Raw genomic sequence first — 19465 nt, forward strand, 5'->3', positions numbered from 1 at the left:
ATCTCTCCAGCGCTGCATTACCATTCGATGTTTCGACCATGGTGCTCGTCGAACGTGGACCAATCTGTTTCCCACTTGCGCATTCGCTGCCGGTTTCCCAGGCTCCGCATCGCAACCACACCCGCCAACGCGATCAACGATCCTGTGAACCAGAGGGCCAGCGAGACAACCACTCCGATGCCAGCGGCCTCTACGCCGGTCTTCGGCGCCGCAATCTGCTCGCCTCGAGGGTCGATCCAGATCAGCACAGTGTCACCGACCACGGCATCGGAATCGACCTGGACGTTCTGTGCCCGTTGGCTTCCATCCGGTGCCGTCCATGTCGCAGGTGCCGACGCACGCACAGGCACGGCTGGTTCCTGCATCGAATCCCGCTGTATCGGTGGGGCGGTCACGGTTGCCATGGTTTGTGACGCAGTCGCCCGTTCCTGCGCCGCGCGCGTGTTCATGTCTGTATACGTCACGGAGCCGAAGGTCGCCGCCACTGGAAGAAGAAGCAGCGAGAAGACCACCGCGAGGACAGCTACGACGCTGTCTCGACGGTCGCTGTGCCGCACCAGTGGGTGCTTGCTCCACGGCGCGCGGGCCAACCATAATTGAATGATTGTTCCACTCATCGTCGCCACCCTCCTCAGATTCGCGGCGCGCGGCATATCATGACCGGAGTCTTTGCGTGGTAGAGCAGGTTCCGACTGGTCGAACCAGCAAGTGCGCCGAGAAGCCCGGTGTGGCCCCTGCTGCCGACGACGATCAGTTGCGCGGCATCAGAGACGTGCATCAACGTTCCGGCCGGGTTCGCATCGCGGAGTATCCGTTGTACGGCCACCTCGGGATATTGCTCGCTTTTTCCAGCCAGACCCTCGGACAGCACGGCAGCTTCTGCTGCCTTCACCGCATCCCAGTCGAGCATCAACGGAATCTTGAATACTCCCGCGGTCAGTACACCGCTCCACGTGTGTACCGCAATGACCGGCGCTCCGAAGGCCGCTGCGAAGCCGAAAGCCTCGTCGACAGCGCGGGTGCTCAGCTCGCTGCCGTCGACCCCGACGACGACCGGACCACGCCCTGGTTCGTCGCCACCCCCACCTCTCCATACGACCACGGAGCAACCCGCTTGGTCGACCACGTACTGGGTCGTCGACCCGACCAAGGCGCCACCCACCGACCCCAACCCCGACTGGCCTACGACCAGCATCCGAGCGTGATCGGACGCGGTCAACAGAGCACGAGCCACGAAGTCGCCAGATATCTCGGTGCTTACCTCGATATCGGGGCACCAGGCCAACGCGGCCTTCTCCGCCTCGTTGGCGATCGCACCCGATGCGGCAAGCATCTGTCCGTCCCAGTCACCTGCGCTCGACAGGTCGAACTCGCGGTATGCGGAGAGCGCAAATTCCATCGCGCACAAGATGTGCAGAGGCAGATTCAGCTGTGATGCCACCGAGGCAGCCCACCGAGTTGCACCGAGGGAATTCGCCGAACCGTCCACACCCACTACGATCCTTCGATGATTGGCCAGCACCGTCATCGTCGTCCTCCCGTTCACGATGGTGACCACTCGACAATGCTCACCGTGACTTCAGTGTCGCCCCTCCGCGGGCGCCCTACCAGAGGAGAAGGGCTCGCAGGGAACCGGATTCGCGGTGACCTTCGACCCTGGTACCGCGGCCGAAACTCTCCGAGGCTACTTAGATGAAAGCTGCACAGATGAAAGCCTGGCGGGTGACGCAACCGTGTCCGGTGGACGACGGCCCGCTCACGCGGTCCGTCGAACCGATACCCCGACCTGGCACCGGCCAGCTACTCCTTGCAGTGAACGCGTGCGCGGTGTGCCGTACCGACCTACACGTGATCGAGGGCGATCTGCCGGTTCACCGCTCCAACGTCGTGCCGGGACACGAGATAGTGGGCACCATCGTTGCTGTCGGCCCCGGAACAGTCACGCGTCATCGCGTGGGTGACGTAGTGGGCGCTGCGTGGCTGCGATCGACCTGCGGTTCGTGTATCTACTGTTGCAGCGGACGCGAGAACCTCTGTCGCGCTTCGTTGTACACCGGGTGGGACCGAGATGGGGGCTTCGCCGACTTCACCCTGGTGCCCGCGGACTACGCTCTGACACTGCCACGTGGGTACAGCACGATCGAACTGGCACCGCTCTTGTGCGCGGGAATCATCGGTTATCGCGCTCTCGCGGCCGCCTTGGTCCCTGGTGGTGGCAGCCTCGGGTTGTACGGCTTCGGAGCGAGCGCACACATCGTTGCACAGCTCGCCGTGGCGGATGGTGCCCGTGTGCACGTCATGACCCGCGACCCCGCTGCCCAGATCCTGGCAGAAGCGTTGGGGGCGGCGTCCGTGCAGGGAGCATACTACTCCCCACCCGAGCACCTCGATTCAGCAATCGTGTTCGCACCCGTCGGAGAGTTGGTGCCGCGTGCGCTCGAAGCACTCGAATCCGGCGGAACCGCAGTCCTGGCCGGAATTCACATGTCGGACATTCCTGCTCTGAACTACCAACAGCATCTCTTTCACGAGAAGCGACTACGTAGCGTCGAGTCCAACACCCGTGACGACGCCCGCGAATTCCTTGCGCGATGCGAGAAAGACAGGATCCAGATCGCAACCACCTCGTACACGTTCGACCAGATTCCCACCGCGCTTCGAGACCTTCGACACGGACGGTTCGCTGGGGCTGCAGTTGTGACGATGTAAATCCACGTAAGGCGTTGGCAACTCAACTCGTGGCGAACTGTCGGGACAGCGATCGGGTGCTGTTGACCGCGGTGAGCGCGGTCAACAGCACCCGATATTCCCGACCTTCTCGTTCGGTGTGGACGTCGTGGACCGACAGCACTAGGAGGATCCTGTTCGGCCGTGCCGTGCTGCGCGGAAGGTAACGACGGCGAGAACGAACATCGCAAGGGCACACCCGCCTACAACGACGCCCCACCCGGTCATGCCCGAGGCGAGGACGGTGAGACAGATCCCGACGGCCGCGATACCTGCCACGATCAGTATCTCGGTGAGCACATTCTCGAGTTCGGTGATCGTAGATCTATGGGATGTGATGTATCCGTTCATGTCGATCCTCCTGTTGTCGAACTATGACTTCGAGTGTGGACCGAGCTGCCGTGATCGGTCAGTGCCAAAAGTCCCTATTCTCGCTTCGCCCGGCAATTCACGATGGAACCATGATCGATCTTGATTTCGACCTCGGGACCATGACTGTCGTAGGCGTCGACGGCTCGACTTCCGCGCACAGCGCAGTCCGGTGGGCAGCGGCCGACGCTGCCGCACGAAAGACTCCTATGCTGCTGGTCTTCGCGGGCATCGGGAAGAGCGCCACGTCACTTTCTTCCGCAGTCAATCTCCGCTCCGGCACGACGACGAGCGCACGCGCACGCGCCAGAGATGCTCTCGCGACCGCACGGGTCATCGCCCGCTCCGCTGTGGATGATGACATCGACGTCCAGATCGTTCTCGAGTCCGCACCCCCAGCCGAAACACTCATCCACTACGCTGAAACTGCGCGAATGCTCGTCCTGGGATCGAGGCGCCACGGCGTGCTGGCTCGCGCAGTGCTCGGTTCGGTCAGCAGCGTCGTCGCCGCTCACGCCAGGTGCCCCATTGCAGTGATTCCGGAGGACTACACGGACCGATCATCCGGGCCAGGTGCAGGTCCAGTCGTGGTGGGCCTCGATCATTCATCGAACGACGATGCTGTGCTCGGGGCGGCATTCGATCACGCATCACACCTGGGCGCACCTCTGCGTGCAGTGCATGCTTGCGAAAAAACCGATCCAGCTGCGCTCTTCAGTGAATATGTCGAGTACGGTCCCCATCTGGACCCCGCGAGCGGACCCAAACGATGGATCGACCGGCTCGTCGCGACGTGGGGAGAAAAGTACGCCGCTGTCGACTACACGACACACATTTCGACGGAGCGCCCGTCCCATGCATTGCTGAACAACGCACGTGATGCCCGACTGATCGTTGTCGGCACCCGTAGCCGGAGGGCCATCCCACCGCTAGTCATAGGATCGACCAGCCGCGCCGTGCTTCATCATGTCGACATACCCGTCATCGTGGTACCAGCCGTCCTTGGTCGCGGGTCATGATCAAGGCTGTGGCGACCCGAATCGCGGAAACCCCGGTCGGCGTGATCGTGACAGCCGTGTGTGCGACTGTCGTGGTCACCAGTGTCCTCGCGGGAAAGACTGTCGCGGACGAGTTAGCCGACCGCATAGCTCGCCGCCGCGCGCGGGATCATCGAACGATCAATACAGCAGATTCAGCGTGATGCAGCAGGTTTTGGCTCACCGACCCCAACGCCGCACCACGCAGGGTGCCCCGTCCGCGGGACCCGACCGCAACGATCAAGGCTCCCGACGACAGCGCCCGTAGCCCTCGCGCAGGTGACGAATCCGCGCTCACAGTCGACAACTTCACGTCGGGGAACTTTTCGCGCATGACGGACACATGTGTGTCGAGCCACAGCTTTTCGTCGGCACGAACCTTGTCCCAGTCGATGTAGCCGGCCCCGAGACCGAGGCCGACGTGCGCGGCGACCCCCCAAAAATTGGCGCCGACAAGCGGCACACCGAGTGTGTGCGCCATGTCGAGTGCGATGGAAAAGGCCCGATCGGACTCGCTGCTGCCGTCCACACCCACCACGATGGGGCGCACCTCCTCGCCCGATTCGGCAGCCGACCGCCAGACCAGTACCGGGCTCTGCACGTGGTTGACTACGCGAATTGTGTTACTCCCGAGCAGTAGGTCTCGCGCAACATTCGTTCGCGGAGTCCCGAGCACCACCAACTCCGCGGGCACGGTCGCGAGTACTCCAGCCAGGCTCCCGTCCGCGCAGACTGCCTCGACAACGACGCCGGGCGCGGCGTCCGTCGCCTCCGCTGACGCGCGTGACAAGTACTCCTTGCCGACGCGTCGAAGATCGTCTTCCAGCGCCCCACCGTCGACGAACGCGGCCGATCCGTACCAATCACCCTCTGGGACTACGTGAATCAGACGCAGAGGAGCGCCGATCGACCGTGCGTACATTGCCGCCCATCGCGCGGCGGCCCGCGATCCATCGGAACTGTCGATGCCTACGACCACCGGTCGTACCCGTTCGCCTGTACCGTTCATCGCTTCTTCCTCGATTCGTGTCGTGTCTGCCCCGACCTCGTGACGGAGGCCGTCACCTTCACCTGTTTCGGCAGATCATCACCGGGCAGTGCGCGTGGTGCGCAAGGTTGCTGCTCGTCGAGCCCAGCAAGGCTTGTGCTGCTGAACCTCGTCCTCGACTGCCGACCACCACCAGTTGCGCCCGCTTCGACAGGTCGACCAGCGTCTGGGCCGCGCTCCCCTGCCTCAATACATGCTCGACAGCGACGTCGGGGAACTTCTCCGACCACCCTGCGAGGCTCTCCGACAACAGAGCAGACTCCTCGTTCTCCAATGTGGTCAAGTCGACCAAGCCAGGTAGAGCAACACCACCGCCGAGCGAGAACGCATTCCAGGTGTGCGCAGCGATGAGCGGGATCCCAAGACTGGACGCAAGCTCGAAGGCGTACTCGACCGCCGCGGCACTCGTCGCACTGCCGTCGACGCCGACCACGATCGGCGCGTCGACCGCTGCATCTCCCGCTCGCCACACGACAACAGGGCAGTCGACTTTGTCCACCGTTCGCTTCGCCGTACTTCCGAGCAGGGTCGAGATCAACAGTCCGGTACCGGAGTTGCCGACTACCACCACACGTGACGAACGTGAATGTTCGACCAACATCACTGCTGCCGACGCTGTGTCCACTCCTGTGGTCACCGACAGAGACGGATGCGCTTCGCGAATGGCCGTGGACAAGTCCGCGACAAGTTTGTCGGCACTGTGCCGTTGCTCCTCCCACACTTCGGCAGGAATGACCATTGCCGACTCGGCCATGTAGAAGGTCGGCTCTTGAACGGCACTGACGATGTGCAGCGGCGCGTTCAATAGCTCAGCCACGTTCGCTGCCCAGCGCGCGGCCGATGCACTGTTCGGTGAACCATCGACACCCACGACGACCCTCTGATGATTTGCCAGAACCATGATCTCTCCCTGTCTTCGGCACAGCCAGCTGCCGACGTCATGTCGGCGTCCGCCGTTGAGGCATCCGGTGTGGATGCTCCGTCCATTGGATGCTGCGGTCGGGTCACCGATACAGAGCATTTCGTCACCGATGTCAGGGACTAGAGCGTGTCTCCCAAATTTGAGAGGTGCTGTCAGCGATGATATTTCGATGACGCGCGTGGGAGTGATCAGTGACGAGTTCTGGGAGATCGTCGAGCCAGTGATACCCACCGACGTGGGAAAACGTGGGCGGCGGTTCGCCGAGCACCGGCGAATTCTGGAGGGCATCGCATACCGATTCCGTACCGGGTGTCCGTGGCGAGATCTGCCGGAGGACTTCGGTCCGTGGCAGACGGTGTGGAAACGCCACCACCGATGGTCCTTCGATGGCACCTACGACGAGATGCTTGCCGCGGTGGCCGAGGTGTTCGGTCTCGACCCGGAAGAACTCGACGGCGATATCGGGGCGGTGCTCTCGATCGACTCGACCAGCGTCCGGGCGCATCAGCATGCGGCCGGTGCGCGAGCCGACACTCTCACAGGGGGCCTTGTCGAATTACAAGAAATCCGTCGACGAACCCGCTGACCACGCGTTGGGTCGATCTCGCGGAGGATTCACCACGAAGATCCATGCACTGACCGACCTGACGTGCTCGCCGGTGACGATGCTGCTGACCGGTGGGCAAGCCGGGGACAATCCACAGTTGGTGCCGTTGCTCGATGCCCACCGAGCTGCCGGTGGGGACCAGGACTACCGATTGCTCGCCGACAAGGCGTACACCCATCCCAGTACCCGCACCGAACTGCGTCGCCGCAAGATCAAACACACCATTCCCGAGCGCAGCGACCAGAAGCAGCGACGGGCCGACAAGGGGTCCGCCGGTGGTCGTCCACCGGGTTTCGATCCGACGATGTACAAGCACCGCAACACCGTCGAGCGTGGCTTCGGGCGGCTCAAACAGTGGCGTGGTGTGGCCACTCGATATGACAAGTACGCCATGACATTCCTCGGGGGCGTTGTCCTGTGCGCGGCAGTTCTGCACTCCCGCAACCACAACCACCGCCCGGCGATGAAAACGAAAACGGACCCAATTTAAGAGACACGCTCTAGTCACGCGAAATCAGGTTGCTCAGGTTCCGGGTTCTTCACCCGCATTGTTTGCTCGGGTCTGATCGGCCGGTGGAGTCATCTCCAATCGCACGCCCATCAGCCTGACTTTCCGCGATCGGTCGAGGCGGTCGATCAGCGCGGCAGCGGCATCGGAGATGACGTCGGGGTCGAACGTCGGGGCGATGAGCGGTGCTGTCGTGGTGTGAGTTTCGAACGGTGCGTATCTGACTTTCAACGTGACGCGAACCGCTTTCCTGCCATCGGCGAGAAGATCTTCGCGCACCTTCAGCGACAGCCGTCGGACTTCCTCGGTGATCGCGTCCCAGTTCTCGAGATCCTGCTGGAAGGTCGTCTCGCGGCTATGCGAACGCGGGATCCATGGTTCCGACGACACGGGCGAGAGGTCGACACCGCGCCCCTTGGTACCGATCCAGGGTCCGGTCTTCGGCCCGAATGCGACGGCAAGCGTGGAGTCGTCTGCGGCCGCAAGCTCGGATACCGTCGTGATACCCAGCGTGGCAAGCTTTTTCGCGGTCTTCTTGCCGATTCCCCAGAGCGCCGCGGTCGATCGCTCCCCCATCACTTCGAACCAGTTCTCCGCGGTGAGCGTGTAAATCCCCTGAGGCTTCCCGAAGTCGGTCGCAATCTTGGCCCGTAACTTGTTGTCTCCGATGCCAACCGAGCAATGCAGGCCCGACGCGTCGAAGACGGTGTCGTGCACTCCTCGCGCAAACTGGACCGGGTCCTCGGTCTCGACACCGAGGAACGCCTCGTCCCAACCCATCACCTCGACGACGACGCCCAGGCTCCGAAGCGCTTCCATGACGATGTTCGACGCCGCGGTGTACGCCTCTCCGTCGACCGGCAGGAATATTGCGTCGGGGAGTTTCTTGGCTGCCACACGCAGCGGCATACCCGACCCAACCCCGAAGGCCCGTGCCTCGTACGACGCTGTCGACACAACCCCACGTTCCGTCGGGTCACCGCGTCCGCCGACCACGACGTGTTTACCTGCCAGGTCTGGATTGCGCTGCACCTCGACCGCAGCGATGAACTGGTCCATGTCGACATGGAGCACCCACCGTCGGCGCGGCGGTGCGGTCATGTGGCCATTCTGCGCCACAGAGCCGTCGAGATCGAGGTCGTTCGGTTGAATGAATTCGATCGAATTCCCTCAGCAAAGGTGCAGTTGAGCTTCCGAATCAGCATTCGGCTTCCTGCGCGCACCCACTGAGCGTGCCAAGATGAACGGGATGCGCGACCCACGCCATTCGCCCGCGGTGTGGGCCCGAGAGCATTCCGGCGCATCGACGTCCGATCCTGAGCAGGGGGCTCGTTGAGAGCGCAGGACGACACATCGTGGTACGCCCGTCTGCCTGGTAGTCGCGCAACGCACCTGCGCGGGGTCGATGCACACAGAATCGCAGCATCCCTCGATCCTCTTCCGGACGATGCGCCAGCCATGGCGACAATCCACATCGCCGATGTGGATTCGCAGAGTGGCGTGGTCACGACTATCCTCGACGGAATCGAAACTGCAGTCCTCGCAGCGTTTCCCGCGTGGCTTCCCGGCGGTGAGCATGTGGAAGGATCCAACCGACTGGACCTTCTCGCAGCGCAGAAGTTGTCGCTCGACCTCGCATCCACATCGGACCATTTCGGGCCTTTCGTGACCGCGATGTCGCAGGCCGCGCTGCTCGGAAGGCCGATCGGTCGTAGGTTCATCGATCAGACTCGAGCTGAAGGTCTGAAACGGCTACTTGCCGAGACCTACCACCGTCGATCGGTCGCCCTGGTGGTGAGTATGGACGCCGGTCAGAGTCGCTACCAGCAGTCACAGTTGGTCGCGGGGTGCGTCTGGCTGGCCACTCATGGCGGGTTCGCGGTGTGGATCGTCAGTCCCGACGACTTCGACTCGGATCACATCCGTTCTGTCGACATATCGATCGTCGGGCCGTACACGACCGCACGTCCGAGCGTCCGTCGCATCCACATTCCCACACTGGCAGGTCGACCCCATCCAGGAAGCACCGCGGAGAAGAAACTCGAACGCGCGCTCGCGAGCTGCGAGTGGGCATTCGGCAGGGAGTGGAATCGACGGTTCCAGGCCTCCCCTCTGCACGAGGCCATCGTGGTGGATCTGAGATGGCCGGCGGAGAAGTGCGTCGTCGAGGTCGATGGTGACGATCACCGTCATCCGATCAAATTCGCGCGTGACCGGCAACGAGACGTCGTACTGCAGCTGGACGGGTACGCCGTTCTGCGCTTCACCAACGCACAGATCATCGACGACGTAGCGGCTGTAGTCTCCGCTATCGAGACGTACATCAGGAACAAGCGGGACTCGGCGTCCCGCACTGCACAGATCGAAGGGACACCCCGTGGCGAGTGACGACGAACTGAACGGCACCGAGAGACTCGTACTCCTGGTGCTCATGGCTCAGGCCGAGGAGACGTCGAACACTCGTCTGGCCGAACTCGGTCCAAAATTGGATGCGAAACCACGTGAGAAGCTCTTGAGGCTGAAGCTCATCGAAACAGATTTCAGCAGGAAGCCGATGGTCCACTCCCTCACCGACAAGGGGTGGGCCGAGGCCGCGCGCGAACTCAAGGGTGGACCACCTCCAGGCGCCAAACCACAGGCCAAAGGCTTCTACACAATTCTGGCGGGTCTCCAGCGTTACCTCAACCGTGAGGATCTGCGCCCGTCGGACGTCTTCCGCGTCGACGAACCAGCCCCTGAAATCACAGAGATCGAGACTCCCACTCAAACCGTGGCCGCCCCCGTAGGCACGAACATCGAAACCCTCGTTCGTACCGCGTACGCCGATCTTGCTCCCAAAAAGGGCGCCTGGGTCACCATCCGAGACATTCGTGCAGCCCTACCCGACGTACCTAAACCGAAGCTGGACAGAGCGCTCGGCGAGATGTACAGGATCGATGACGTCAGCCTGATAGCGGAGGAGAACCAGAAGGCCCTGAAGGACTCGGTGAAAAGCGCTGCAATCACGATCGCCGGCCAGCCGGTCCACCTGATCGCAATCGAGGGATGATGAGGGAACTCGAACGCAAGGCACTGCGGTCAGTAAGACTCAACTGGGCGCCTACGCCCGACGACGTCTGGCGTTCGCAATCCGAACTCCATGCGCACTCGCTCCACGACACCGCATTCAACCTGATTCTCGAGGCATTCGACGACGCAGAAGTCAGCGCTGACGCAAGTCCGATCGGTGTCGCACTTCGCGGCACCGCCGGGTCCGGCAAGACGCACTTGCTCGGTCAAGTACGTGAACGAGTTCAAGCGAGCGGCGGGTACTTCTTCCTGATCGGCTTGCTCGACGCGACGACCTTCTGGCAGACGACACTGGTCGGGATGCTGGATGATCTCACCCGTCCTGCACCCGAACAGGACACGCAGCTCAAGCTGTTCCTGTGGCGCTTGGCGTCGATTACGCGTATCACCAGAGCAGAACGTCGAGCCATAATCGGCGAAGACAAGCTCACCCCCGAAACGCTCGACAAGTTCGTCAGCGCAGTCCATGCGGTACATCCGCGGCTGATCAACCAAAGCCAGTCAACCCTGCGTGCGCTGACACTCTATGCCACAACCGATTTGAGTGTGCTGGATATCGGCAATGCGTTCCTTCAATCGATCGATGAAGCACAGCCCGGATCCCGGGAGCAGTGGGGAATCCAGCAGGCGGTGCTAACGCCCCAGCAGGTGGTAAGAGATATTTCGCGGCTGCTCGCAGCTACGGGACCGTCGGTACTTGCCGTGGACCAGATCGATACCCTGCTGGCGCAGTCCCGTTCCGCAACCGGTGCCCAAGGCGACATCGAATCCTCGGACAATCTCGTCATCGAACAGGTCGCCCACGGCTTGATGTCTCTTCGCGAGAATTTAGGACGTACAGCATCGGTCGTCGCGTGCCTGCCGATCGTGTGGGAGTTGATTCAAGATCGTGCGAGCCGTACCGTCAGCGACCGCTTTCGACTCACTCCTGTCCTGAAAGGCCTTCCCAAGGGGTCGATCGCCGAGGACATCCTTACCAGGCGCTTTCAAGCCAAGTACGCTTCCGTCGGCTTCGAGCCACCTCATCCGACCTGGCCTATATCGACGAGCGCATTCGCCGCTGCCGAAGGAATAACTCCGCGGCAACTGATGATCAATGTGGACAAGCACATCCGCCGCTGTCTGGAGACAGGCAAAGTCTCGGAGCTCACCGATCTCGTGGGCGATCACGGAGAAATCACTGATGTTCGAGAAGACGAATCAGAGCTCATTGTTCTCGACACCAGATTCGAAGAGTTGAAAAAGGAGGCGAACACGAACCTCCCTACGAGCCACAAGTTCGAGGACAAGCTCATTCCGCCCCTGCTCTCAGCTGGTCTCACTGCGTGGATAAAGGAACTCGGTGGCATCGGTGACGCCTTTTCGCTCGACAATCTGCCGAGCGCGAAGCCTGCCCTCCATGCTCGACTGCGCCAGAAGCTCGATCCTGCAACGGAGGATGAGCAGCATTGGGCGTTTCGAGCCATCGCGTCGGAAAGCGCAGTTGCAGTACTGAATCGACTTCGGGCCGCATGTACGACTGCTGGGCTCCACACCGGGATTTCGCGTCGCAAGCTCTTCGTCATCCGGAACGTTGCATGGTCGAAGGGGCCGAAGACCGCACAGGCGGTCAACGAATTCGAGCAGGCCGGTGGGCGCACCCTGAGCATCACCGAGGATGAATTGGCATCTCTGTCAGCGCTGAACAGTATGTTGGTGGACGGCTCACCGCAGCTCGATGCATGGCTGGCGTCGCGACGTCCGGCTCACAAGATCAAGGTTCTCGTCGACGCACTGAGTGACGAGACCGACCTTGGCTCGGGACTATTCCCGGTTCCTGGTCCCCAGCCAGACAAGACCCCCGCAGGGCCCGAGACGGCCGGTACGCAACAGGACACCGCACCTTCGGCAGATCGCCAGCCCGATATCGATCCACGTTCCATCCCGCTCGGAAACCGGCTCGACAGCGAAGGCAAACTCCACATCGACCTCGAAGCGTTGCGCAAACACACCGCAATCTTTGCCGGCTCGGGCTCAGGTAAGACTGTCTTGATTCGACGCCTTGTAGAGGAGTGCGCACTGCGCGGGGTGTCCGCAATCGTGCTGGACCCCAACAATGATCTGGCTCGCCTCGGAATCGCATGGCCTACTCCTCCTCCACATTGGGACAGCGCGGAGGTGAACAGGGCCGCGGACTACCACGCGAACACCGAGGTCGTGGTGTGGACTCCTAGACGATCCGCCGGTCGACCCATCAGCTTCCAACCACTACCCGACTTCGCCAGCGTGGTGGACTTTCCCGACGAGTTCAGCGAAGCAATCGACTCAGCTGTCGCGACACTCGCGCCACGAGCGCTCATATCCGGCAAGACTGCCAAGGCCAGTCAGGCAACCGCGGTCCTACGTCAAGCACTCGAGCACTTCGGCCGAAACCCCGGCAGCAGTCTCGTCCAGTTCATCGATCTCCTGTCCGAGTTGCCGGACTACATAAGCGATCTCGAGAACTCCGAGAAGATCGCAGCCGACATAGCGCAGAATCTGCGCGCTTCGATGGTGAACGATCCCATGTTCGGAGGAGAGGGAACACCGGTCGACCCGGGCCTGCTCCTAACCCCCTCGGCAGGAAAGCGTGCACGAATCTCGGTCATCAGTATGGTCGGTCTGCCCTCGGACGAGCAGCGACAGAGTTTCGTCAATCAACTGCAGATGGCACTGTTCGCGTGGATCAAGAAGAACCCGGCAGGCGAGAAGCCACTGGGCGGACTGTTCGTCATGGACGAAGCGCAGACCCTGGCGCCGTCCGGCGCAATGACCGCGTGCACGCAGAGCACGCTTGCGCTCGCATCTCAGGCTCGCAAGTACGGGCTCGGACTGGTCTTCGCAACCCAGGCTCCCAAGGGGTTGAACAATCGGATCCCAGGCAACGCGGCGACCCAGTTCTTCGGGTTCCTCAACAGCCCAGTGCAAATCGATGCCGCGAAGGAGATGGCGCAGGCCAAGGGGAGCTCCGCAACCGACATCGGGCGACTGAAGACCGGCCAATTCTACGCAGCAGTCGAGGGCGAAGGGTTCAACAAGATCCAGGCGCCGCTGTGTCTGAGCTACCATCCGAAGAGCCCCCTCACATCGGAGGAAGTGATCGAGCTGGCGCACCGGCCGATCGACCCACGCGCCTAGGTCGACCACCGTCGACCGACACCGGAACGAGCGCGAATCGGTCGACGTCTGTGCCACACTCGAGACCATGGATTCGAACCCCGTCGAGATCACCGTCGTCGGTCAAGGCTGGGCCGCGTACCCACCCGAGCGGTGCGCGGTATCGCTCGCCGTCCGATCGGATGGCCGATCAGCAGAGGCAGCGGCCGAACCGGCGCACCGACTCGTGAAGGAGCTCTCCGGGTTGATCGACCCGCTGTACAACCCGTCCGACGGCCCGATCGACGCCTGGTCGCTGGATCAGGTTCGGCACTCGCGTAATAGGCCGTTCAATCACGACGGTGACCAACTCCCCTACGTCTACCAAGCCCAAGCCACGATCGAGGTGAAATTCAGCCAGATCGATGTAGTCGACGCCTTCGTGTACGCCGTCTCCGCTCTCGACGGGGTGGACATCGAACATTTCGATTGGACGTTGACGGAGGACAGCGCAGCGGAGAAGAGACGGCATGTACGCACGCTTGCCGTTCAAGATGCCGTTGCAAAGGCCGAGGCGTACGCACAGAGCGTCGGGCGGACTGCAATCACGGCCCTGGCGATCGCCGACCCTGGACTGCTTGGAGTTGCTGCCGCACATCAGGAGTACGCCATGGCCACTCGCGCCTACAAGAGCGCGGACGACGGGTTCGAGTTGAAGCCTCAGGACATCACGATGCGCACGGAAGTCCATGCGAGATTCGCCGCGAGCTAATCCCGTGAGCACGGGGCTCGTCCACAGTGCCTGTCCAACAAAGGATTTCGCTGATTCTTCCTCAGCTAGAGAGACCACACACGTGTTTTTCGGCGGCTTCCACTGTCGGTGCGGCCCATCTTTCGTCCGCGGAGCCGTACGTCGGGGCCCGGAAAGTCAACATACCGACGTCCGAGCGGACACCAACGGAAGCTACTCACCAGCGTCATAGACGAAGGCAGCGCGTTTTCGGGAGGCTGACGGTTGTCCGTGGCCATGAAAAAGTACCCACTGGTGGCCAGGTCGAGGTCCCCACTGGTGGCCAACTAAAAGTCCCCACCCCGTGTTCGTCGTGTCGATCAGGAACTTTTGGCCCGAGCGGTGACGGTGAAGGTGCCAACCACACACCGCACCACCCGGGGAGTTCCATTGAAGTCTGCGAGGGACCGTATGGACATCATTTCCACCTACAACCAAGTCGGGTCGTACCGCGCAACCGCCGAACTGTGCGGCACCACCCACAAGACCGTCAGACGCACCGTCGAACGATTCGAAGCCGAACACGCAGGCCAGACTCCTGCCGCCCGCGTCGAACGTGAACACAACTACGACGCCGTGACCGAGTTGGTCACCGAACGCGTCGAAAAATCCCAAGGCAGGATCTCCGCGAAACGGATTCTGCCGATCGCCCGCACTGCCGGCTACGACGGCTCGGACCGCAACTTCCGCCGCCTGGTCGCCGAGGAGAAAGCGAAATGGAAGGCCGCGCATCACCGCGGCCGCCGCCCCGCGGTGTGGGCGCCGGGCGATTACCTGGTCATCGACTGGGCCACCATCGGCGGTCTGCACCTGTTCTGCGCTGTCATGGCCTACTCCCGCTGGCGGTTCGTAGCGTTCGCGACCGACGAGAGAGCAACCACGACAATGGCATTGATCGCAGAAGCGCTCGCCGCGGTCGGCGGTGTCCCGGCGAAAGTCCTCGCCGACCGCATGGCATGCCTCAAGGGCGGTGTCGTCGCGAACGTCGTCATTCCAACCCCGGACTACGTCCGGTTCGCCACCCATTATGGGTTCGCGCCGGACTTCTGCCACGCCAACGATCCACAATCGAAAGGTGTGGTGGAGAACCTCGTCGGCTACGCCCAACGAGATCTCGCCGTCCCGTTGCTCACCGAAGCGGCCGTTGCCGGCACCACCGTCGATGTCCACGCCGCGAACGCGGCCGCGAAGATCTGGTGCGCAGAAGTCAACGCACGGGTGCACTCGGAAACCTGCGCCGTCCCCGACGAACAACTCGATTTGGAGCGAGAACTGCTGTTCGCGTTGCCATCTTTGCGTTTGGAGATCGGGCCACCGCCGGTCACCAGGAAAGTCGACCGCCTCTCCTGCGTGCGGTTCGCCTCGGCCCGGTACTCGGTGCCGGTGAAGTTCATCGGGGCCACGGTCATGCTCAGACAAGTCGACGGACGGCTGATGATCATCGATTCGTCCTCCGGCGAGGTCTTGGCCGAACATGATCTCACGCAGCCGGGAACCGCGTCGGTGCTCGACGAGCACTACGACGGCGCCCGGCCTGCACCGAACAGGGGTCCGCGTCCGAGAACCACTGTCGAGCAACAGTTCTGTGCACTCGGTGACAGCGCCGAGCGGTTCCTGGTCGGTGCCGCGGCAATCGGTAACACCCGGTTGTCCTCCGAGCTCGAGGTGCTTCTTGCGCTCGGCGCCGCGCACGGCCATGAGGCGTTGGTCGGGGCGTTGACACGTGCAGTGGCGTTCCGGCGGTTCAGAGCTGCCGATGTCCGCTCGATCCTCGCCGCAGGAGCCGGCACACCCCAGCCGCGCCCTGCCGGTGATGCGCTGATCCTGGATCTGCCGACCGCTCCGACTCGGTCGTTGGATGCCTACGCGGTCAGGCCGCCGTCCAGCGGGCAGCAGGTGCCGTCATGACCGACACCACCGTCGCTAACGCCACAGCAGGTAAGCCGACCACCGCGGCACCGCAACAGGTTCCCGAACTGGCAGCCGATCTCGATGCAGGGTTGCGGCGACTCAAACTCGCTGCGATCCGCAGGACCGCACCCGAAGTGCTGCTCACCGCCAAAACCCAGCGCTGGACACCGGAGGAAGTGCTGCGGACGCTGGTCGAATCCGAGCTCGCAGCCCGAGACGCCTCGAACATCGTCAACCGACTCAAGGTAGCTGCGTTTCCGGTGACGAAGACATTGGAATCGTTCGACGTCGCTGCGTCATCGATCCAGCCGAAAGTCTTCGACTATCTCTCCAGCTTGGAATGGGTTCGGACGCAATCGAATCTAGCGCTCATCGGGCCCGCGGGGACCGGGAAGTCGCACACCCTGATCGGGCTCGGAGTCGCCGCAGTCCACGCCGGGCACAAGGTCCGTTACTTCACCGCCGCGGATCTGGTCGAAACGTTGTATCGCGGTCTGGCCGACAACACCGTCGGCAAGATCATCGAATCGCTGCTACGGGTCGATCTGATCATCGTCGACGAAATTGACGGCGCTCATCGAATTTCCCTGATCGTGCTCAATGAAATTCCCTACCCGTGAGCGGTCTTCACTGTAGTGGTTGGCGGGTTCCGGTGGTGGCTTTGCGGAGCTTCTCCGATCTGGCGTTGTGGTCTCGTAGGCGGTAGGAATCGCCGTCGAGGTTGAGCACGACCGATCGATGTAGAAGTCGGTCGAGCATGGCTGCGGCGACGGTGTTGTCTCCGAGCACTTCACCCCAGGATCCGACGCCACGGTTGGTGGTCATCACGATCGATGTCTTCATATACCGTTGCGAGACAACTTGAAACAGCGCTGATGCTGCCTCACCGGGTAGCGGTAGGTATCCGAGTTCGTCGACGACGAGAAGTGTCGGTCCGGCATAGAACCGCATCGTCGTGGCCCACCGGCCCTCCAACGCAGCTCGGTGGCAGCGGGCGGCGAGATCGGCTGCGGTGGTGAAATACGTCCGATACCCAGCGTGTGCTGCGGCTCTCGCCAACCCGACGGACAGGTGCGTCTTCCCGACCCCGGGCGGTCCGATGAGCAGCACGTTCGTCGCTGTTTCGAGGTATCGGCAGGTCGCTAGCTCCTCGATGAGCTTGCGGTCGACACCGGCAGCGGCGTCGTAGTCGAAGTCCTCGAGCGAGGCTGGTGTCGGTAGGCATGCGAACCGAAGTCTTCCGGTCAACCGGCGGGCTTCGGTGGCCTCGACCTCGATCGAGAGCAACCGGTCCAGCGCCGCGGTCATCGACAGTTCCTCGGCTGCGGCTTGGTCGAGGACCGACGGTAGCGCTTCGGCCGCGTCGTGCAGTTTCAGCACTGCGAGATGTCCGCGCAAGCGTTGGTAGAGGCTCGCTGCTTCGGCGGTGTTCGGTGCCGGTATCCGGTCGGTGGATTTGTTGTCGGTCATGACAGGGTGTTCCTTCCGTGCGCGGCGCGTTCGTAGATCGAGAGGTCGTAGACGATTGCATCGCTCGTGTCGGATTCAGTTGCACCACTGCCGGCCTCGTTCAACTCTGCGTGCGTGGGGTGTGCTGTTCCGGTGGCGGTTCGCAGGATGTCCGCTGCAGCGAGAGACTCGGGTCCGGGTGGGATGCGTTCCTTGCGGCGGTGCGGGCGACCGGTGTTGGCGCCGGCCATCGCCGCTTGTTCGAGGGCGTAGATGTGGCCGTGATCGCGGACCATCGCACCGGTTCCGTCTGCTGCCAGCCGGTGTCTGGCGATGGTGATGTTCGAGGGGGTGACGATGTCGATGACATCGGTTCCGAGGACTTGGGTGACCGTCACGGTGGCCGATGCGAGCTCGGGAGGGACGGAGTAGCGGTTGCCGCGATAGGACACCAACGCCTGCCGGGAGACCACTCGTTCGGTGGTCACGATCGCCGGATAGGTGGTCGCTGGCATCGGGTGCAGTCCTTCGGAGGTGGCGAGCGTTGCTACCGATGTTTTGCCGTCTTTCGTCGCTCGCAGACGGGTATCGCCGCGGAGACTACAGAACCGATCGAGGCTGGCTTGGGCTTGCTCGACCGTCAGATCGTCGGCCAGTGTTCTCCACCAACGCTGTGCTGCAGTGTGATTGGACTTCTCTACTGCACCTTTGCGGTTCCCGCGCCTCGGTGGGCAGATCGCGACGGACACACCGTAATGTTTGGCGACGCCGGCGAAGCTGGCGGTGATCCGACCCGATTCGGGAAGACACACGGTCGCCATTCGGTCGAACCGCCACACCCTGCTCACCCCGCCGAGGCCCCGGCAGATCCGGTCGAGCCCGTCGACGACACGCGGCTGAGTCATCTCGGGTGCAAGGATTCCGCGCCATTTCCCCGAGCACGCCAAGGTCCCGACGAACAGATGTGCCATCGATCCCCATCCCCACGAGGCAGGTGGGTTGGGCAGATCGACCCAATCCCATTGTGTCTCTTCACCCGGCGGGTGTTCGATGACAGCGTTGGGTCTTTCGGTGGCGGTCAGGCAGGCTTGGCAGATCGGGCGTAGTCCCAACTCGCGGATCTTGCGGGAGAGCGTTTGATACGACATCGCGTAGCCAAGGTCCTCGAGCTCGTCGCAGAGCGTGCGCACCCACAAGTGGGGGTCGTCGAGTAGCCGTGCGGTGACGTAGGCGAGGAACACCTCGAACGGGTCCGGGATGCTGCGTTTGCGCACTCCGGGGGTGGTGGTGCCGTTCAGATACGACCGGATCGTCTTCGGGTCTCGGCCGGTGTGTCGGGCGATCGCAGCGGTCGTCCACCCGCGTTTCTTCAGGGCCTGTATTTCCACATCTTCCTCCTGTGTAAGCATGAGGAGCGGGTCTCCTTCGATAGCTGGTGTGTGGTCAGAGACCATCAGCTTCGGTGGAGACCCGCCCTCGTTGGCGATGCCACACGGGTAGGGAATTTCGATAAGCGAAACTAGGGAATTTCAGCGAGCGCCGTCAAAATGGGGTTCGCCCCGCTCGACGACACCGGAACGCAACTGCTATTCCGGCTCGTCGCCGGCGCTTACGAACGACGGTCGTTGGCGATCGCCTCGCACTGGCCGTTCGAGCAGTGGGGTCGGTTCCTGCCCGAGCACACCACCGCAGCGTCGATTCTCGACCGACTGCTCCACCACGCAACCATCGTCGTCACCGACGGCGAGTCCTACCGCATGAAAGACGCACAACACCGAAAGGACCGCCCCTGACCAACCGGAAACATCAACACGGGGTGGGGACTTTTACTTGGCCACCAGTGGGGACTTCATCTTGGCCATTGACAACGGTCGACGACATCCGCGCTCTGCTGGAATGAGCCCGGGTTCGGGT

General features: G+C 62.5%; 15 protein-coding genes and 3 pseudogenes. 10 read left to right on the plus strand and 8 right to left on the minus strand.

All coding sequences use genetic code 11. The features are described from left to right. Positions 1-17: 17 nt before the first annotated feature. Positions 18-617, minus strand: a complete 600-nt coding sequence (locus WDS16_RS14705) for a hypothetical protein (RefSeq protein ID WP_338885997.1) — start codon at positions 615-617, stop codon at positions 18-20. A 14-nt stretch (positions 618-631) separates the two neighbouring features. Next, complete coding sequence (locus WDS16_RS14710) at positions 632-1558, minus strand: universal stress protein (protein WP_338885998.1); 927 nt, start codon at positions 1556-1558, stop codon at positions 632-634. A 134-nt stretch (positions 1559-1692) separates the two neighbouring features. Between WDS16_RS14710 and WDS16_RS14715 the strand changes: the two genes are divergently transcribed. Next, positions 1693-2709 (plus strand): zinc-binding alcohol dehydrogenase family protein, encoded by a 1017-nt coding sequence (locus WDS16_RS14715; protein WP_338885999.1) that lies wholly within the window; start codon positions 1693-1695, stop codon positions 2707-2709. Between the two features lie 141 nt (positions 2710-2850). Here the strand turns inward: WDS16_RS14715 and WDS16_RS14720 are convergent, their stop codons facing one another. Next, a complete protein-coding gene (locus WDS16_RS14720; protein WP_338886000.1) occupies positions 2851-3078 on the minus strand; it encodes a hypothetical protein in 228 nt (75 codons plus the stop codon). 110 nt (positions 3079-3188) lie between these two features. Here WDS16_RS14720 and WDS16_RS14725 point away from each other — a divergent pair, with 110 nt between their 5' ends. Further along, positions 3189-4115, plus strand: a complete 927-nt coding sequence (locus WDS16_RS14725) for a universal stress protein (RefSeq protein ID WP_338886001.1) — start codon at positions 3189-3191, stop codon at positions 4113-4115. Positions 4116-4263: 148 nt separating this feature from the next. Here WDS16_RS14725 and WDS16_RS14730 read toward each other — a convergent pair whose 3' ends face one another. Both WDS16_RS14730 and WDS16_RS14735 read right to left on the minus strand, forming a co-directional pair. After that, positions 4264-5142, minus strand: coding sequence for a universal stress protein (locus tag WDS16_RS14730; RefSeq protein WP_338886002.1), 879 nt, complete (start codon positions 5140-5142; stop codon positions 4264-4266). Between the two features lie 58 nt (positions 5143-5200). Continuing rightward, complete coding sequence (locus tag WDS16_RS14735; protein WP_338886003.1) at positions 5201-6082, minus strand: universal stress protein; 882 nt, start codon at positions 6080-6082, stop codon at positions 5201-5203. A gap of 190 nt (positions 6083-6272) precedes the next feature. Between WDS16_RS14735 and WDS16_RS14740 the strand changes: the two are divergent. After that, positions 6273-7200, plus strand: a pseudogene (locus WDS16_RS14740) (IS5 family transposase). 33 nt (positions 7201-7233) lie between these two features. Here WDS16_RS14740 and WDS16_RS14745 read toward each other — a convergent pair. After that, positions 7234-8319, minus strand: coding sequence for a DNA polymerase IV (locus WDS16_RS14745; RefSeq protein ID WP_338886004.1), 1086 nt, complete (start codon positions 8317-8319; stop codon positions 7234-7236). Positions 8320-8676: 357 nt separating this feature from the next. Here WDS16_RS14745 and WDS16_RS14750 point away from each other — a divergent pair, with 357 nt between their 5' ends. From WDS16_RS14750 to WDS16_RS14775, 6 genes and pseudogenes are all read left to right on the plus strand, one after another. Then, the gene (locus tag WDS16_RS14750) at positions 8677-9606 is read left to right on the plus strand and encodes an endonuclease domain-containing protein (RefSeq protein WP_338886005.1); all 930 of its coding nucleotides are present in this window, start codon (positions 8677-8679) and stop codon (positions 9604-9606) included. Next, on the plus strand, positions 9596-10267 hold the full coding sequence (locus WDS16_RS14755; protein ID WP_338886006.1) for a hypothetical protein: 672 nt from the start codon (positions 9596-9598) through the stop codon (positions 10265-10267). Before WDS16_RS14750 ends, WDS16_RS14755 begins: the two co-directional genes overlap by 11 nt. After that, positions 10267-13443, plus strand: a complete 3177-nt coding sequence (locus tag WDS16_RS14760; RefSeq protein WP_338893457.1) for a helicase HerA domain-containing protein — start codon at positions 10267-10269, stop codon at positions 13441-13443. The genes WDS16_RS14755 and WDS16_RS14760 overlap by 1 nt, the downstream gene beginning before the upstream one ends. Before the next feature lie 67 nt (positions 13444-13510). After that, entirely contained in the window at positions 13511-14173 is a 663-nt protein-coding gene (locus tag WDS16_RS14765; RefSeq protein WP_338886007.1) for an SIMPL domain-containing protein, read from the plus strand. A gap of 408 nt (positions 14174-14581) precedes the next feature. After that, on the plus strand, positions 14582-16099 hold the full coding sequence (gene istA / locus WDS16_RS14770) for an IS21 family transposase (RefSeq protein WP_338893458.1): 1518 nt from the start codon (positions 14582-14584) through the stop codon (positions 16097-16099). Further along, positions 16096-16668, plus strand: a pseudogene (locus WDS16_RS14775) (ATP-binding protein); the annotation flags it as partial. The gene istA and the pseudogene WDS16_RS14775, both read left to right, overlap by 4 nt. A 61-nt stretch (positions 16669-16729) precedes the next feature. On the opposite strand, the gene istB reads toward WDS16_RS14775, so the two are convergent. Together istB and WDS16_RS14785 are read right to left on the minus strand one after the other, a co-directional pair. Further along, positions 16730-17572: an IS21-like element helper ATPase IstB gene (gene istB, locus WDS16_RS14780; protein WP_338886008.1), complete on the minus strand. Its 843-nt coding sequence runs from the start codon at positions 17570-17572 to the stop codon at positions 16730-16732. Beyond that, complete coding sequence (locus WDS16_RS14785; protein WP_338886009.1) at positions 17569-18960, minus strand: Mu transposase domain-containing protein; 1392 nt, start codon at positions 18958-18960, stop codon at positions 17569-17571. Before WDS16_RS14785 ends, istB begins: the two co-directional genes overlap by 4 nt. A gap of 135 nt (positions 18961-19095) precedes the next feature. On the opposite strand from WDS16_RS14785, the pseudogene WDS16_RS14790 reads away from it, so the two are divergent. After that, positions 19096-19344 (plus strand): annotated as a pseudogene (locus WDS16_RS14790) (ATP-binding protein); the annotation flags it as partial. Between the last annotated feature and the right edge of the window lie 121 nt (positions 19345-19465).

Origin of the sequence: Rhodococcus sovatensis (assembly GCF_037327425.1) — a bacterium.
Lineage (GTDB): Bacteria > Actinomycetota > Actinomycetes > Mycobacteriales > Mycobacteriaceae > Rhodococcoides > Rhodococcoides sovatense.

Bases quoted from the DNA above. Each gene is read 5' to 3' on its own strand.
- WDS16_RS14730 (WP_338886002.1), bottom strand. From the start codon at position 5,142: ATGAACGGTACAGGCGAACGGGTACGACCGGTGGTCGTAGGCATCGAC.
- istB (WP_338886008.1), bottom strand. From the start codon at position 17,572: ATGACCGACAACAAATCCACCGACCGGATACCGGCACCGAACACCGCC.
- WDS16_RS14785 (WP_338886009.1), bottom strand. From the start codon at position 18,960: ATGCTTACACAGGAGGAAGATGTGGAAATACAGGCCCTGAAGAAACGC.
- WDS16_RS14725 (WP_338886001.1), top strand. From the start codon at position 3,189: ATGATCGATCTTGATTTCGACCTCGGGACCATGACTGTCGTAGGCGTC.
- WDS16_RS14750 (WP_338886005.1), top strand. From the start codon at position 8,677: ATGGCGACAATCCACATCGCCGATGTGGATTCGCAGAGTGGCGTGGTC.
- WDS16_RS14745 (WP_338886004.1), bottom strand. From the start codon at position 8,319: ATGACCGCACCGCCGCGCCGACGGTGGGTGCTCCATGTCGACATGGAC.
- WDS16_RS14760 (WP_338893457.1), top strand. From the start codon at position 10,267: ATGAGGGAACTCGAACGCAAGGCACTGCGGTCAGTAAGACTCAACTGG.
- WDS16_RS14705 (WP_338885997.1), bottom strand. From the start codon at position 617: ATGAGTGGAACAATCATTCAATTATGGTTGGCCCGCGCGCCGTGGAGC.
- WDS16_RS14765 (WP_338886007.1), top strand. From the start codon at position 13,511: ATGGATTCGAACCCCGTCGAGATCACCGTCGTCGGTCAAGGCTGGGCC.
- WDS16_RS14735 (WP_338886003.1), bottom strand. From the start codon at position 6,082: ATGGTTCTGGCAAATCATCAGAGGGTCGTCGTGGGTGTCGATGGTTCA.
- WDS16_RS14715 (WP_338885999.1), top strand. From the start codon at position 1,693: ATGAAAGCTGCACAGATGAAAGCCTGGCGGGTGACGCAACCGTGTCCG.
- WDS16_RS14720 (WP_338886000.1), bottom strand. From the start codon at position 3,078: ATGAACGGATACATCACATCCCATAGATCTACGATCACCGAACTCGAG.